The organism is Pedobacter ginsenosidimutans, assembly GCF_001442625.1.
Taxonomy (GTDB): domain Bacteria; phylum Bacteroidota; class Bacteroidia; order Sphingobacteriales; family Sphingobacteriaceae; genus Pedobacter; species Pedobacter ginsenosidimutans.
Window position 1 is genome coordinate 78407 of record NZ_LMZQ01000011.1, and the last position, 17118, is coordinate 95524.

9 protein-coding genes are annotated in these 17118 nt (G+C 41.6%); 2 read left to right on the top strand and 7 right to left on the bottom strand.

Annotated elements, in window-relative coordinates:
* Positions 1-3177, bottom strand: coding sequence for a SusC/RagA family TonB-linked outer membrane protein (locus ASU31_RS15420; RefSeq protein WP_245224550.1), 3177 nt, complete (start codon positions 3175-3177; stop codon positions 1-3).
* A 1020-nt stretch (positions 3178-4197) separates the two neighbouring features.
* Between ASU31_RS15420 and ASU31_RS15425 the strand changes: the two genes are divergently transcribed.
* Both ASU31_RS15425 and ASU31_RS15430 read left to right on the top strand, forming a co-directional pair.
* On the top strand, positions 4198-6414 hold the full coding sequence (locus ASU31_RS15425) for an alpha-N-acetylglucosaminidase (RefSeq protein WP_057933179.1): 2217 nt from the start codon (positions 4198-4200) through the stop codon (positions 6412-6414).
* Between the two features lie 80 nt (positions 6415-6494).
* A complete protein-coding gene (locus ASU31_RS15430; protein WP_057933180.1) occupies positions 6495-6929 on the top strand; it encodes an SRPBCC family protein in 435 nt (144 codons plus the stop codon).
* Positions 6930-6993: 64 nt separating this feature from the next.
* Here ASU31_RS15430 and ASU31_RS15435 read toward each other — a convergent pair whose 3' ends face one another.
* From ASU31_RS15435 to ASU31_RS15460, 6 genes are all read right to left on the bottom strand, one after another.
* Entirely contained in the window at positions 6994-8907 is a 1914-nt protein-coding gene (locus ASU31_RS15435; protein WP_057933195.1) for a glycoside hydrolase family 97 protein, read from the bottom strand.
* Positions 8908-9511: 604 nt separating this feature from the next.
* Positions 9512-10966 (bottom strand): glycosyl hydrolase family 28 protein, encoded by a 1455-nt coding sequence (locus tag ASU31_RS15440; protein ID WP_057933181.1) that lies wholly within the window; start codon positions 10964-10966, stop codon positions 9512-9514.
* A 104-nt stretch (positions 10967-11070) separates the two neighbouring features.
* A complete protein-coding gene (locus ASU31_RS15445) occupies positions 11071-12093 on the bottom strand; it encodes a LacI family DNA-binding transcriptional regulator (protein ID WP_057933182.1) in 1023 nt (340 codons plus the stop codon).
* 27 nt (positions 12094-12120) lie between these two features.
* A complete protein-coding gene (locus ASU31_RS15450) occupies positions 12121-13725 on the bottom strand; it encodes a hypothetical protein (RefSeq protein ID WP_057933183.1) in 1605 nt (534 codons plus the stop codon).
* A gap of 18 nt (positions 13726-13743) precedes the next feature.
* A complete protein-coding gene (locus ASU31_RS15455) occupies positions 13744-14946 on the bottom strand; it encodes an alginate lyase family protein (protein WP_057933184.1) in 1203 nt (400 codons plus the stop codon).
* Positions 14947-14956: 10 nt separating this feature from the next.
* Positions 14957-16729 carry a right-handed parallel beta-helix repeat-containing protein gene (locus tag ASU31_RS15460; RefSeq protein WP_057933185.1) on the bottom strand — a complete coding sequence of 591 codons (1773 nt, stop codon included), beginning with the start codon at positions 16727-16729 and terminating at the stop codon, positions 14957-14959.
* Positions 16730-17118: the final 389 nt, after the last annotated feature.

Below are 17118 nucleotides of genomic sequence, written 5' to 3' on the forward strand. Positions count from 1 at the left end.
TTAGAAGATGAAATTAGCGCCTAGATTATACCGCTTTACAGTTGGATAAGCACCCTGTGAGGCCCATCCTTGCCCGCCAGCGCTTTGATAATTTGCTTCACGGTCATCCGGCATCTTAGTCCACACGTGTAAATTGTTTCCATTTAGGAATATACGTATACTTGAGATTCCTGCTTTTTTAACCCAATCTTGCCTAAAAGTGTAAGCAATCTCCGCATTTTTTAAGCGCAGGTAAGATGCATCATAAAAGTACCTGTCTGCCGTGTAAAAACCCGCCGGCGTTGTTTCCCAACGTGGCATCGGACCATCAGGGTTTGTATTGTTTTTTGACCAATAACTTCCTTCATCATAGGCAACAGTATTTTTTCCGGAAAATGTTCCCAGCACAACTTGACGGGTAACATTATTTACACCATAAAATTGAGCAAAGGCACTGAAACCTTTCCATTCAAAACCTATTGTTGCATTATAGGTATTTTCAGGAGAACCAGCGTAACCATAAGGAATGTTATCATTCGCATCAATTATCCCATCAGCATTGAAATCTACCAGATGATAGTTGCCTGGGATTTTCAATTGGTCATTGGCATTGTGCATGGTACTTCCATAAAGCTGATCCCAAGTATTGTAATAGCCAGCGCTCACATAAGAATAAGCCTGTCCGATCTGTTTATTGATAGGTTTCGCATATTCTGGCAATAGCTCGGCCACGTCGGCATCAATCACCTTGTTTTTTGCGTGGGTATAATTGATATTAGCCCACGCGGTAAAATTGCTGGTGATTTTTTTGTTGAACCGGATATCAATTTCATAACCTCTCGACCGCACCTTACCAACGTTAAATGTAGGTGGTTGAGCGCCATAATAACTTGGTACAGCCCGGGAAGTACCAGTAAGAATATCGCTACGGTCATCCTGAAAGAAATCTACACTTCCAGAAATCGTGTTTCCCAGGATACCAAAATCGAGTGCAATATTTTTCTTTGCCACTTTCTCCCAACGAACGTTTGGATTACCTACGCCAGTTTCCCTATACCAATTGTAAGGACTATTTTCAGCGGCTTCTCCGGTAATACCGAGCGGTGTTGTTCCGCCAAATGCCCAGTTCGTTAAAAATGCAAATCTTGGGGAACCGCCGTCATCGCCAATTTCGCCATAAGATCCGCGCAATTTTAAAGAGTTGATGAATTTGATCGGTTTCATAAACTTTTCTTCAGAAATCATCCATCCAAGTCCACCAGATGAAAAGAAATCAAAGCGATAAGCCGGGCCAAATTTCTCAGAGCCATTATAAGCCCCATTATATTCGAAACTGTACTTTCCTGCATAATTATAAGTAGTACGGAAAACCCAGTCTTCACGATAAGAAGGAATGATACTTCCTGTTGCGGTGTTATCTCTGCTCCAAAGTCCCATAGCAGTTAAATTATGCTTTTGGGCAATGGTCTTAACATAATTGATCTGCATTTGAGAAAACATTCTGCGGTAAGTTGCGCCGTCGTTAACGTCGCCTGCCCGGCTTGCCCATCTTACACTTTCCCTCCATTCCAGTTCTGTTGCCGCATCTTTGGTTTGTGAATAACTTACCACTCCTGTTTCAGGATCGATGTATTTACTTAGTGTTCCATTATTCCGGTCATCAATCCCACGACCAGCTTCGATAAATGTATTATCAATAGAAAGTGTTCCTTTTAAGCTTAATCCTTTAACAAGAGAATTTAAGCTTTGATCTAAGGTAAAGTCTGTAGTGATACGGGAAGTTGTGGTCGTTTGAAGGCCACTGGTAGACAAAATCCTAACAGAGTTTAAACTTTGTTGTTCATTGGGCTTATAGTACCCCCATGTACCATCCGAATAAACAGGAAGATAGAGATTTGGTGCTGCAGAATAAGCAGCTGTCCAGGTATTGTAAGGGTTAACATCAATCCATGGCCGCTCTGATGTACCTCTTGAACCAGAGATATTTGTTCTGAATACCGTTGATGGTGTTAATTGAAAATCAAGGTTGCTCCTTACGTTCAATCTTTTAAAACTGTAGCCACCGCTATAACCACGATCGTTACCAAACCTTCTAAACAAATCTCCTTCATCAAGGTAATCAACAGAAGAAAAATACTTTACAAACGATGTTCCACCACTTACATTAAGATTGGCATTATAAGACATTGCATTGTCTCTAAACAAGGTATTTACCCAATCTACGTTTGGATAACGCTCAGCTTCTTCGAGATTGGCGGGCGAGCGATATTTTCGCATCACAGCTTCCGGAAGATATGAACTCCAGGCGCCCGGAGCGAGTGCTAATTCGTATTCGATTGTTCGGTTACGCACCTGGAACATATCATACGAATCGAGCTTACCAGGCAATTTAGATGCAGATTTAACAACTGTATTAGCAGCTGCTCTGATTTCTGCCTTCCCTTCGCGCCCCCTTTTGGTGGTAATCAAGATTACGCCATTTGCTCCTTTTACCCCAAATACCGCAGTGGCTGAAGCATCTTTAAGTACAGATACTGAGGCCACGGAACTGATATCGATGTTATTTATTGATCGTTCAACGCCATCTACTAAAATAAGCGGACTAGCATTGTTCCAGGTGCTACGGCCCCGAATAAGAATCTGAGGATCTTCATCTCCTGGCATTCCAGTACTGGCTGTAGTGATTACTCCCGGCAAATTTCCAGTTAATGCTGCACCTAAACTAGATACACCACCTGTTCGTTCCAATACTTCGCTAGTGGTTTGTGTAATTGCACCAACAACACTCTGTTTCTTTTGCACGCCGTACCCTACAATCACTACATCACCCAATTGATCGGAGTTGGATTTCATTGTTATGTTTACCGTATTTTTGCCGGCAATGCTCACATCCTGAGTCTTCATTCCTATATACGCAACGGTAAGCGTCAGCCGATCAGCAGGAACCTCTATAGCAAATTCTCCATTTGTGCCAGTTTGCACTTTAGAACCAGTGCCTTTTACAGTAATAGTGGCTCCTATTAATAGCTGCTTTTGTTCATCAACTACCGTCCCGGTTATTCTTCGCCGTTGTTGTGCGGCAGCTGTATCAACCAACAGCGCGGAGATAATCAGTGTTAAATACATCACGAGTAATAACTGCTTTGCTCCCCAATATCTGGAGCGCACATCATTACCCATATTGGTTATTTTTTCCATTATTTAAAATCATTTAAAGAGAAATAGATTTGGATAATTGTATGCCAGTCCTAATTAGTTAGGATCACCAAAACAGATTTTTCAATTGTTTTAGTTAGCGTAGAGCGGAGTAATCCCTCTTTGAAGTAGTAGTAGTTTTTAGTCATAAAATTTGGTTTATTTTGGTTAGGATTAGTATTCGATACTATTGAACAAATTCAATCTGTATCGGTGTGAGATCGATTTGGATTTAACCGGGTGCTTTCATGAGCGTTTGTTCAATTTGGTTTATATTTATTTGGTTAGCTCCCTACAATAAAAACCAATTTTAGCTTTCCTGATAATCGAACAATCTGCCTTTGGCATCACACTGAAATTAAGATCAGCGTTAAGCGCTCGCAGGGTAAGTGTAGGTCGTACTTACTTCAGCATCATGTTCGAATGGAAAGGTAATGGTTACCTGTATTGAGTATTCGAAGCTAAGACAACTACAATTTTAAGCATAGCACAATTGTTTAAATTTATGCCCAGTTTGTTTAAGTGCTGAAGAAAGTGCCTTTATGCATCAAAAAAAGCATTAAACTGATAACATCCATTTTATTTTAAACACAATTGTGTTATCCACATAAGCATATAGTTAAGGTATAAATCTAATGTGTATCGTCTTTTAGCTATTATGCGTCACGCTGTTTTCCATTTAGTGAACCTATATTTACATATGTAGCAGACAAAAACGTGATTTAACCTTTGCTCAAAAGTTTTTGTAGATATATCCACAGAAATAAGCTTAAATAAATCATCACAAGAGAAAAAGCAACTATGGGCTTAACTTTCCAACATTAATTGCTTTTGTAACGATAGCTCATATTCTTGTAAACAAAAAAAAGGCACCATAATAACTAAACCAGATAATGGTTAAAATATATTTTATGGAGCCAGACTATACCTGCTCCATTATTTATTATCTGTATATTGAACCGCTAATAATTTTGTTTAATACCGGGCTAGCAAAAGCCATGGTCCTTCAAAATAAACAAACAGATGAAATATAAAATATACTTTCTTGCCGCATTTTTGGTAATGGCATCTGCTAAAACAAGGGCACAAGCTTATCTTTCTTCATCAGCTGAACTGATCAAAAGGGTTCTGCCCAAACAGCATCAGTTTTTTTTAACCCAAAGCATCGTTTCTGAAAACGGCATGGATGTCTTTGAAATCGAAAGCAAAAAAAACACTATCATTTTAAGGGGAAGCAGCGGCGTAGCTATTGCTTCGGCTTTTTATTATTATTTAACGGAATACGCCCATTGCCAGATTACCTGGAACGGCGTTAACCTTAAATTGCCTCAAAGCCTACCAGTGGTTAAAAATAAAGTAAGGAAATCTACACCTTACGAGTACCGCTATTACCTTAACTACTGTACATTTAATTACAGCATGAGCTGGTGGGACTGGGCCAGGTGGGAAAAAGAAATAGACTGGATGGCGCTTCATGGCATTAATATGCCCTTAGCTATTACCGGAGAAGAATATACCTGGTATCTTTTGTATAAAGAAATGGGCTTTAGTGATAACGATCTGAAGGATTTCTTTACCGGGCCAGCTTATTTTTCGTGGTTCTGGATGGGAAATATAGATGGTTGGGGCGGTCCCCTGCCATTGGACTGGATGAAAAGTCACTTCGAACTGCAAAAGAAAATCTTGGCCAGACAGCGTTCTCTTGGCATGAAACCGGTTCTACCTGCATTTACAGGGCATGTACCAGCCGCTTTTAAAAAGAAATTTCCAAATGCGAAACTGAAGGCTACCAACTGGACCAATGGTTTCGCAGACACTTATATCCTCGATTCGGAAGATCCTATGTTCGCAGCTATCGGGAAAAAGTTTTTACAGAAACAGACCGCGTTGCTGGGTACCGATCACCTCTACTCTGCCGATACCTTTAACGAAAATGAACCACCATCATCAGCACCTGATTTTTTAGGCAAACTAAGTGCAAGGATTTATGATGGGATGTCGCAGGCAGACCCTAAGGCTATCTGGGTGATGCAAGGCTGGCTATTTTATAGTGATAGAAAATTCTGGAAAGAGCCCCAAACGGAAGCCCTTTTAAAAGCCGTACCCAACGACAAGATGATATTGTTAGATCTGGCCACGGAAATAGAACCGGTATGGAAACGCACTTCGGGTTTTTACGGAAAGCCCTGGATCTGGAATATGCTGCATAATTTTGGCGGAAATACCAATCTTTTTGGACGAATGGACGTAATTGCCACCGCACCTGCACAAGCCTTGAACGATCCACAAAGTGGCAAGATGAAAGGTATTGGACTCACAATGGAAGGTATTGAACAAAACCCGGTATTATACGAGTTGATGATGGCCAATGTTTGGCAATCGAAACCGATAGATCTAAAAACATGGCTACCTAATTTTGTTTTTAACAGATACGGAAAAAACAGTCCCAATGCGCAAAAAGCATGGGAAATTTTAAGAAAAACAGTTTATAATGTACCACAAGATAAATACATCAGAGATGGCGCAGAATCTATTATTCAGGCACGTCCCACACTTGATTCATTGACCCGTTGGGCCAAAACGACCTTAAATTATCACGAACGGGATCTGTTACCAGCCTGGGATGAACTCATAAAGGCCGCGCATGCCTGCGGTAATAGTGATGGTTTTCAGTACGATATAGTGGATGTAACCCGACAGGCCATGGCAAATTATGCCTTACCCCTACAGCGAAATTTTGTAAATGCCTACAAAAAAAAGGATATGGTTACCTTTAAGGTAGAAAGCCAAAAATTTCTTCAGCTTATTGACGATATGGACAAACTATTAGCTACCCGGAAAGATTTTCTGCTTGGCCCATGGGTTGAGCAGGCAAGAACATGGGGAAACAATCCAGCTGAAAAAGCACTTTACGAAATGAACGCGAAAGATTTAATTACGCTATGGGGTGATGAAAAAAGTCCGCTAAACGAATATGCCTGCAGACAATGGAGTGGTTTGTTCAGTGATTTTTACAAACCGAGATGGGCGCTTTTTTTCAGATATGCATCACAGGCCATCGACAATCAAAAAGAAATCGATATCAAACAATTTAACAGGGAGGTAAGTACCTGGGAATGGAGCTGGGTAAACCAAAGGAAAGATTATCCCCTAAAAACGGTTGGCAGTTCAGTAAGTATAGCCATTGAGATGCATAAAAAATACAGAAGCATAATTGATAAAGCGCATCAGTATCGCTAGGCTAACATTTATAGGAGTACTTGCACGTTCCTGCAGGGTAAAGACCGTCATCAGCCTGGAAATATTGTACTTTTGTGACTATGGATATACTACAAAAAACCGTATTTATCAATGCCCCAATGTATGCGGTTTGGGATAGCCTTACTGTCCCTGAGTTTATTCAAGAATGGATGTATGATAGCCCTATTGAAATACAGACGGATTGGAAAGTCGGCAGCACAATAATCATGGGCGGGGATCTGCATGGGATTCCGTTCATCAATTCAGGAACAATCCTGGAACTGGACCCTGGCATCAAACTCTGCTATAGTTTTTTAAGCTCTCTCTCCAATTTACCCGATACCGAAGAAAGCTATTGTATATTGGAATTTAATTTGACACATGAAGATAAACAGACCGGGCTTGAGCTTACCATTCGCAATTTTCCTGACGAGGTGATCCGTAAGCACCTGGAGCTGTATTGGGGGCCAACAGTTGAACTCATCAAGCAACAAACAGAAAACCGTCAAATCTAAATACTTGCCAGGTAACATCAATACCCTAACTTTGCGGTCCATATCAAGTATCCAAGTTTGAGCATTACAAGCTGCTAACTACTCCTGCAAAGCCACCTCCAGGCAGGCATTGAATTTGCAATGTACCCGATTTTTTGATGCTCTTGGTTTCGCTGGTAATAGATTTCGTATCTGCTCCATCTTTAAATAACTGGAGTGCATATTCTGAATTGCCCAAGAATTTCAAATTTAGATCGAGTGTTTGCGGCGTATCTTTTCCGTTAAGTCCGGCTACATACCAAAGTTTCCCTTTTCTTCGTGCAATAACGATCATTTCACCAGGATACCCCTGGATCAGTTTGGTTTCATCCCAGGTTGTAGGAAAGCCTTTTAGAAAATTCAGGGGGCCTTCTGATAGATTATAATATGCAGACGGCCTGTCTGCAAAATGCTGTAAACCAGACTCAAACACCACTGCCAATGCCAATTCGTGCGCGAAGGATGTTTTATGCGCATGCTGCGAATTTGAAAACGTTACCGGCGTGTAGTCCATAGAACCGATTATATTACGGGTAAATGGAAGCGTGGTATTATGTGCAGCAGCCTTGTCCGTTAAAATTGAGTTATTGTTATACCATTCTGCCCCGTAAACTGCTTCGGTAGTCATTAAGTTCGGGTAAGTACGGGCCCAGCCGCGGGGTACGGTAGCACCGTGAAAATTAACCAGTAAATGGTATTTTGCAGCATCTTCAAGAATATCTATGTAATATTTCATCATATCCTGCTGGTCTCCTGCAAAAAAATCGACCTTGATACCTGAAACCCCAATGCTTCTCAGCCATGAAAATTCCTTTTCTCTTTTGTCTTTTGTCAACAGCCTGTCTACCGGAGTCGGGTCAAGCCAATCTGTACCGGAATTGTACCATAAAAGCGTCTTGATGCCTTTGCTCTTTGCGTAACCCAAGGCATCTTCCAGCTTTCCGCCATTTGACATTACGTCCCATTCCCAGTCGATCAGTACATATGGCCAGCGCATTTTTACTGCAAGGTCGATGTATTCAATCACTTTCTTATAATCCTTTGATCCATGATTATATGCCCAATATACCCAGGCTGCACTTCCAGGTTCAATCCATTTGGTGTCTTTAAAGGCAGAAGGCTCACTCACGTCGGTAATCAATGTACTCTGTACCAGATCGGCTAGCTCTCCGATGATCATCACATGCCATTGCGATTTCCAGGGAAGACTGGAAACAGCTCCTCCCAGCAGCTTCTTTTTTGCTGAAGGGTAGCTTACCTTGTATACGTTTTTATTTTCTTTATTGTTAAGCCTGGCCGCGCAATTTTCTTTGCTGATGCCTGCTTCAGAAATTAACACCCATAATGGCTGACTGTTAACTTTATATAATGCCGGATATCCCCAGTCATTATTGTTTTTTTCGTTGGTTCCAGTGGTAGAAAAAGGAAAAAAATCCTCATAGGCTTGGTTGTAGGGTTGTATCCATCTTTCGCTACCTGTAGGAACTACATAGGCTGTAGTTTCATCTATAATAGAAAAACTTGAATCTTTGCGATTGGGAAAGCTATACCTGAACGCAACCCCGTCGTTATAAACTTTAAAAGTGATATCCAGGGGCTGATCGGATGGATTCTTATAACTGAATGTTTTTTCAGTACCAAAATTCTCGCAGCGCTTTCGCTTTCCGGTCACCATTTCATATTTGTCATGAACAGCAACGGCCTTACCTTCTCCAATAAGCCTGAGATTCGATACGAACTGCTGATCTTCCCTTGAAATGCCTAGCGGTGAGCTGGGCAGCACTTCAATATAAGCACTTCCTTTTTTATAAAGTACTTTAAAATGTACCTGGCCTGAACCTCCCTGACCAGCTTGCTGCATTTCCACAACTACTTTAATTTTTTTATTGGGCGATAGAATTTGTTGGGCATACCCAACTGAGCTGAAAATAAGGCTCAGTGCTAAAAAAAGACTTTTCATTTGTTTTTTATTTTTATAAATTGTGCTGCTAAAGTTGAAATATTTATCTGTTAACCTCATTTCGCTCCTCATTGTCCAGAAAAGAGATTCCCGAAATTCCGTACTGATTTTTTCCCATTCCTGATTTGGTATTGCTCATAATTTATATAGGCTAAATGTCATTAGCTTACATATGACAAAAAACTCAGCGTTCTATAACATTCTGCTCTTTTATGTCCGATTTATACTGGTTATTTTATACCGTTGCCCATATTGCTAAATCAAGCAAGATATCTCAAGCTCATCTGTCGGTATTATAGCAAAGTTATATAAAGCCTCTTTCCAAGCGTTATACTAAATAGACTTTATTTTGTACAAAACCGACAAAAATATAAGCTAAAGTTAAACGCATTGTTAAGAAAAAGACGCTCTACTTGCGCAGGATCATACTTAAATCGATTTAGGAAATCAGCTAATTTTGTTCAGAGCCGTTTTTTATCTCAAAAACGACAAGTAAATCCAGGGCGACGGGTCTGCTTCATGAGTTTATTGAAAGACGTACATTATAAAACGTTCATAGTGCATATTTTGGAAGATATTTCCAAAAGGTAAGTATCCGTACCAGCTACTTTCCAGTCCTGCAAAAAACCACACCCTCAACATGATCGCCGACAAACATACCGGCCATATCCGAAGTCTTGAACCAGGCCGGCTTGTTGGGCATATCGTCAGAAAACAATATCCCATTTATCCTCAGGTCTTCAAATACAATGTTGCTAACCTTTCTCTGGTCGTCATAGCCTAAAATGATTGACGGTTTTGCCCTTGTACCATTGTAGCTTACATTTTTAAACAAAACATGCTCAATACCACGCCCAGGAGAAGTACAATACTTGGCATTAAAAAACACCCTGATATTCACCAACTGGCCTTCCCTGAAATCCTCAACCCTGATATTTTCGAAACGGACATTGCGGATAAGATTGCTGTCACCAGCGTTGAGGCTCAAACAACCCTGATAATCGACCTGTGGCTCCTTATGGTCAAGGATGTCGATATTGATATAGCTCAGGTCTTCCAGCACTTCGGGCTTGGGCGTATTTCCATGGGTTCCAACCAGAATGGGGTGGGCAACATCAGCCCAGAGGGTAGAATTGCGCATGGTAATATTTTTACAACCTCCTATAAATCCCAAACGGGTACCATACACGGTAGTGCAGTCGTCAGAGTTACGGTTGAAAACGCCATCGATAAGCACATTTTTGCTTGAAATGACATTCATGCCGTCACCCCATTTGTAGTAACTAATGCATTTAAAGTTGCGTATGGTCACATTGTCCGATCCTCCAGTAAAACACTGTGTACCAAACAGTCCCTCTATTTCGATATTTTTAGAATTCGCAATCCTTATGGCGCCTTTAATGGAATGATCGATCATTCCTCTTCCAAGAACCTTAACGTTTTCAACTTTATCGATCAGGATCCGTCCCTTAAGTACAGCGCCTCCCGCAACATAGACTGTTTTACCCGATAATACCCTTAAATTCCCTCCGGGGATCTCATGTAAGCCAGGTCCAAAAAAAACAACATTTTTATCGGTACTGTCCGGAATGAAAGTCTCTACCGGATTTGCAAAGAGGTGAAGATTGTGAAAGAGATCACCGTTCACCTCAACAGAAAGATTTGCGGGTTTTTCCAGTTTAAAGGTAATTGTCCTGCCCGATATTTTATGCGGTATATTATGGGAAAGCGGACGTATCCGCGAGGTGCTAATTACACCTTTATTGAATCTTACAGAAACCTCTACTTCTCCTGAAAAGTCAAAATACGCCATAGACGCTTTTTCTACTGAATGGTCCAATCCCTTTACGCGGTCAACCATTACAGCATACTCAGGGAGATCCTGCCATGGTTGGCCTGGCTGCCGTACCTTAACGGTAAAATCGGTATTCTGTGGAACCGATGGAGGTGCAGGGTATGCTTTTAAGACAGGCTTGGTCTGTGCAGCCAAAAACTGTATCCCTAGCAGGGTCAAACCTATAGCAACAAAATATCCTTTAATATTAAATAAACTCTTCATAAAATGGTTGTATGGTGAAATCAGGCTGGAAAGTACCTAGCCATGGTAAGACACGCTACGCTGCTTTCTATACCCATTATTTACCAGATGATTTTCATTACATTTTATAACGGCCTGGCGGTCGAATCCCTGATAATGAAATGGGCGGGAACGGTCACTTTTTGGACAGCCCTCTCTTCAAAAGGTTTGTTGAGTAAACTGAGCAGTACCCTGATCGACTGCCGTGCAAGTTCAGAAATAGGCTGAGCAACCGCTGTTATGGTAGGTTCATAAAAATCGAAAACCTGATGATCATCAAATGCGATAATGCCCATAGTGCCTGGTATCTTATATCCAAGTTGATTGATGGCTTTAACGCCACTAAAAGCCAGGTAATTGGTAGCGAAATAAACAGCGTCAACTCTTTTGTTCTGCCTGAGGAACCTAACAAGCTGCTTAACCGTTTGGGCGGGATCATTTCCATAGAGCACTTTTTCTACAATAACTTCCAGTCCGTGCTCAGCCATTGCTTTAACGTAACCCTGTTTCCTATCTTCCATCTGGCTCTGGTCGCTATCCAGTGTAATGAATGCAATATGGGCAAAAGCATGCTCTGCGAGGTATTTCGAAGCATTATAACTGGCTTTGAAATTATCAAGGATCACATAACTTGATTCAATATCCGGATAGTACCTATCGAACAATACAACCGGAGATCCCTCATCAATAAGGGACTGTATTTCTTTTTCCATCCCGGCCGGAGGCGTTATGATGTAACCATCTACATTGCGGTCTCTGAAAAGCTGAATAAGTTCACGAGTCTTATCCGGATCATTATCGGTACTACAGTAGAAAATCTTATATCCGTTCTGATAGGCAATCTCCTCAATATGATAGGCCATCTGGGCAAAAAAATAATCGGATATCTTTTCTACCATCAGGCCAATGATCATTGTTTTACCAGTACTCAGGCTCTGGGCTAGCCTGCTGGGTTTATATCCATTTTCATCGATATACTGCAGTACTTTTTCGGTTAAAGCCAGGCTTATGCGTTTCTCTTTGGCCTTGCCATTGATAATAAAAGAAATTGTTGACTTTGAAATATTCAGGGCAGTAGCTATATCGCCTATAGAGATCTTTTTTATCATTACCGGAAATTGGATTGAAGTGACCGATCAGTTGGTTATCGAAAATGTCCTTTGCACCGGAACAGCCGATTGGATCTGGCGCGCCGGAGTGTTATGCCCATATTGCCATGCCACCAGGGTAACCTTTATCGGCAACCTGCTCTTGGGCGGGATAGTTGTAAAATAAAGTATGCCGTCTACGATTTCTGCAGGCCCTTCCTTTACGAAATACTGTAAGGGCAGTCCGGCATCAGAATGGCCAATTAGTTTCATGGATTTTACAGACTTTTTCTGGTCCGGGATTTCCGGAAAAATAATTTTCTGTGGAGTTCCTTTCAGATTAGAAAGTGGGATCTTCATATTTGCCTGTTGTACCGATGAGCGGTATTTAGTATCTCCTTTCTGACTGGCCATTAGCCAGATATCATTGCTACGCTTGGTGTTATTGAATCCCATCCGGTAAAAGGATACCTGAAATGTAGAGTCATTGATTTTCCTGACCGGGCCGCAGATCCTGGAGATCACGATTTTCTCTTCAGGACGGTAAAGCATATTAATTGCATGGGTTGTGGTATCTGTATTTATTGCTGAAACATGAAAGCTGATCCCGTCCGCTAAGGGTTCAAAAATAGGCCTGAAGCCAGCAAATCCTGCAGGCGGCAAGCGTTTGCCATCCTGGGTGAATCCAATTGACCGCTTTATTTTAGCTCGCGCAGCGCTATACAGATCCTCTGTTAACTTTGCCATCTGCCTATCAAATGCCCATCCAGCCTCTGCTTTGTTTCCCATATAATTGTAATAGGGAGCAGAAACGGCATTTGGCAGCCTGTCTCTTCTCCATCTATCAACCAGCCATCCTTTTTTGGGGTCTACAGCAGAAAGTATTGGGGACGTATTTAAAGGTATTTTTTTGGGGAGCCGGTTTTTTACAGCTTTAGAGATAAACAGATTAAGGTAGTCTATCAGTTCATCTGAATAGTCAAAATGACCATGACCAGCATCACAAAGAAACGCAATAGGAGCATCAGGGTTATCTTTTCTGTATTTCATTGCCGGACTAATCCGGCCCTCAAGCCATTCATCTTCGCCCATCACAAAAAGTCCGGGGATGCCGTTTAGGTTCCTTCCCCCCCAGTCTGGATTGGGCTTACCGCTACCAGTCATATTGGTCAATGGTGCATCTCCGTGTATGGATAACACGGCAATTGTCCGATCAGGATTATAAGCTGCAAAATTCCAGGGATAGCTAGCTGCAGCAGAATGTCCGATAGGTATAACAGGTGCAAATGCCAGTTCACTGTAACCCGATATTTCTGCCAGGTCTTTCATTGTTGAGAAAAAAACTGCCGAGGAGCTAAAATTAAAGACAATATCCACTGAAGGTGTAATCCAGATTTCAGCAAGGCCGAGCGAAGAAAGGTTTTTTCTAAAAGCACTATGCTCCAATATTCCTTCTTCAAGCATATTGTGCTGCCCTATAACTATCCCCCTTACCTGTTTACAATCAGACGGAATCCATAAAAATGCTGTCGGCTGTTCTCCTGTCTCAGAAGAAATACTGCCTTTTACGGGAACAGACCATTGCCATTCAGCAGCAAAAATATTTTGGCACAATAATAAAAAAGCAAAGCAGATAAAAATTATTCTGTTCATACAAATTAATTTAGATTATTAAGGCCGCGGCAGGGAAAAGAAAAGTGTTCCAAAACCTGCATTATCGGCATTGAATCCTGCACCTTCCGGCCTAAGTTTATCTGCAGCCTGTTTAGTGTAACGGTACTGATCTGCCGGTATGCCTTTTACGCGAAAAGCATAATGGTTGTATATCTGTTCAAAGATCGAACGCAAATTTCCTCTTCCATTAGTTGATATCTTATCGGCAGGAAATCTACCACTGATGTCGGTGTAGGGCTGAAAGGGCACATCTTCACCGAGATTATAACGGGCCGTATACTCAAAGCCTTTGAGCAACCTGTTCTGCGCAAAACTGTACATGTCCATTCCCTGGTTCCATCCGATTTCGCACATTTCTGCCAGGTGGCCGATCCCGAGCATACTGTGTGGCTGATCGCGTCCACTCTCCTGCCCCTGGCCCTCTTCATTTACGATATAATGCAGTAGGCTACCGTTTCCGGGGCCCTTGTAGTAAAAATCAACTGCTCGATCGAACATTTCATGGTCATCATTAAAAACGGCAATAGCCATCATGCCTTTCATGCAGGCAAGATCCCAGTTACCATGGGCCCAAAGCGCAAAATATTGGATCGGAGGATAAAACACATCCCTGAACATCACTTTGCATTTTTCGATGTCTTCCTGTTTCCATTTTGGATAGGTAGCACGCATGATCTCTGCGGCACTGGCCATCTTAAAAACATTTAGTCCAGCCCCTAACTCCACATCTGTTCCATCAAACACCTTAAAGGTTTCAGACCAGGCATTGATAATTTTTATGGCAGTTTTGGCATGGGCTTCATTGCCTGTAACAGACCACATCACTGCATTTTGATAAGCAGCACAAACATCTTTCTCCAGGTTTCCGATATTTTTGCCAGCACCAATTAGCAAGCTACGCTCTACATGCTGAACCGCATGAGGTTCCCAGGAAGCGCTTGACCATGGATGCAATCTGAATTTCTCAAATGCACTCTTCCATGGTTCTCTGCCCAAGGCAACCATATCTTTCATCCGCTGGAGATCACTGCCTGAATGCAACAGGCCGGGATGGGTAAAAGGCTTGGGATGGTAGGCGACCGGTTTTTCCAGTTTTAGCACCTGCCCGTAAACGTTCACCGTATAGAAAAAGAATATGAATAAGGTTAACATCCATTTATTGTAGCGAATTAACCTGGTATAAACATTTAAACTGTGCATGCTTAATATTTTAAAATAATTTTATTCTTGGTTTAAGGCCCTGCCCTTGATAAAAAGGCCCGGGAGTCCTTTCTAAAGTCCCGCTCACCGCATTGAGGAAATCCCTGTCAATGGTTATCTTTTTTCCATCAGGATATTCTATATACTGCTTGCTCAGCGCAAAAAAACCTAAAAATTCAGCTGTTAGTGCGGGGATTTTTATTGGCTTTAGCGCTTCCTTTTTCCAAAATAATTCTACTCCTTTCTGGCTGTGTTCCAAGCGAAAAGAAAAACTATTTTTGGCTTTTGAGCTATTCATATCTGCCCAGCTTAGCGGAAGGGCCCCATCTGCATAAAGATTAAAATCTGCCTCACCTCCTGCTGGCTTTGCTATGCCTGCTCCTTTGCCGATAAAAAGATTGCCATACCAACGGTGGTCGATATCCAGTGCTGGGATTGTCTGTTTGATTACCAGGCTATGCGGTAAAAAATTTGAGGTTGATACCGATCTCCCGGGTTGCCGGCCATTGTAGAAGCTGCAGTTATAGAACAGGTTCTGAACAAAAACGTTTGCCTCTGATGCCTCCATCTTTACACCTGCCACATCCTTATCTGCAGTATCTGCCATTGCAAGTATATTGTTGTCAAATAAAACAGGTCCGTGGTTTTTAAACAGGTAAAACAGTCCGGCACCACTGTCTGCAATAATATTTCTTGACAAGCGGGCACCCTGAAAAATTGGCCCTAAAAATATACCATAACCGTTTTTTCCATAAACCCTGCGGATCAGGTTATGCACAATGGTCGCATCAACCGCCATGGCCAGCCTGATACCTGCAGATTCATTGCCCGTATAACCGCCATCCTGGTTAATGTTCTCTATCAGATTATCTTCGATGGTGCTTGAAGTAGCTCCAATTAACCCAAAAATACCGGCCTGCCCACAGTTAAAAATATGGTTTCCTTTGATTTTGTGATGTCCCACCGATGCCAGATCTGTATAATCGTTAAACTCTGGTCTTCCTGCATTAGCATCTGGATAAACATGCCCGGATACGCCTATAGAAATGCCTACAGCATGGCATTCACTAATGGAACAGCCTGTTATATTCCAGTACTTTCCATTTTTGGTATCTATTGCGCCAGGCTGTTCTGCATAAATAGAGGCATAATCATTGAAAATCTGACTAACAGCAATCCCTTCAATGGTAAGATAATCTACACCAGAGCTGGCACTGATCCCGATATTTCTGACCGAAATTTCCGTTAGCCCAACATTGGGATCTAATACCCCAAAATTCGCCCATATTATTGTTTTTCCATTCTCCAGGGTTTTAGTCCACCGCAGCGCATTACTGCACTCCTGAAGGGTAGATACATTGACCATTTTTTTTCCATTAAAGAAGAGCATCATCCCGGTTTGGGAAGAATCCAGCATACATTTCCAGAGTTTGTGCTTACCCTTTACCCAGCCTGTCTTCCTGTCAGAACCTTTGATCATAACTTTTGCCTGGCTTAACGCCTGCAGCGTAATCCTTTTGCGCTCCGAACTTCCACCACGTTCAAACACCACCGATTCACGGTAAACTCCTGCCGAAACAAGTATCCTATCTCCAGGCATTGCCTTAGAAACAGCATAACTGATTGTTCTTAAAGGTTTTGCTGCCGAGCCATCTGCCCTATCACTCCCAGATACGGAAACATAAATACTTTTTTGGGGGACTGGAGCCGGGACATGTTCAAAAGCTTTCCCTGCAAATTGCATCAGTAAGGGAAAAATCAGAAATATGGTAATTTTATTCATCAATGGTTATAGGGTTTCTTTTATATTAATGAAAGATCCGACAGGATAAAAGATTTTCGGATTTCATGAAATAATGACACCAGGTTGCCGCTGGGATACTCTAAATATCCAAAAATTGTTTGTCGGAGATATCTTGGTTATGAATTGCTTATATCTGGCTACCCAAACTTAATTAAACAAAACCAGTTTAGCAAAATGAACGTATTTTTCACGTTTATTATCACATACTAACCCGGATACACAGCATTATAGTATAAAAATCAATACGAATGACAGGGGATTTTAAGAGAAATAATATCGTCATTTCGACTGAAGCTTACCGATTTTTCATCGGTAGCGTAATGGAGAAATCTTTAGATTTTTAGGTAACATAGTTCAAAGATCTCTCC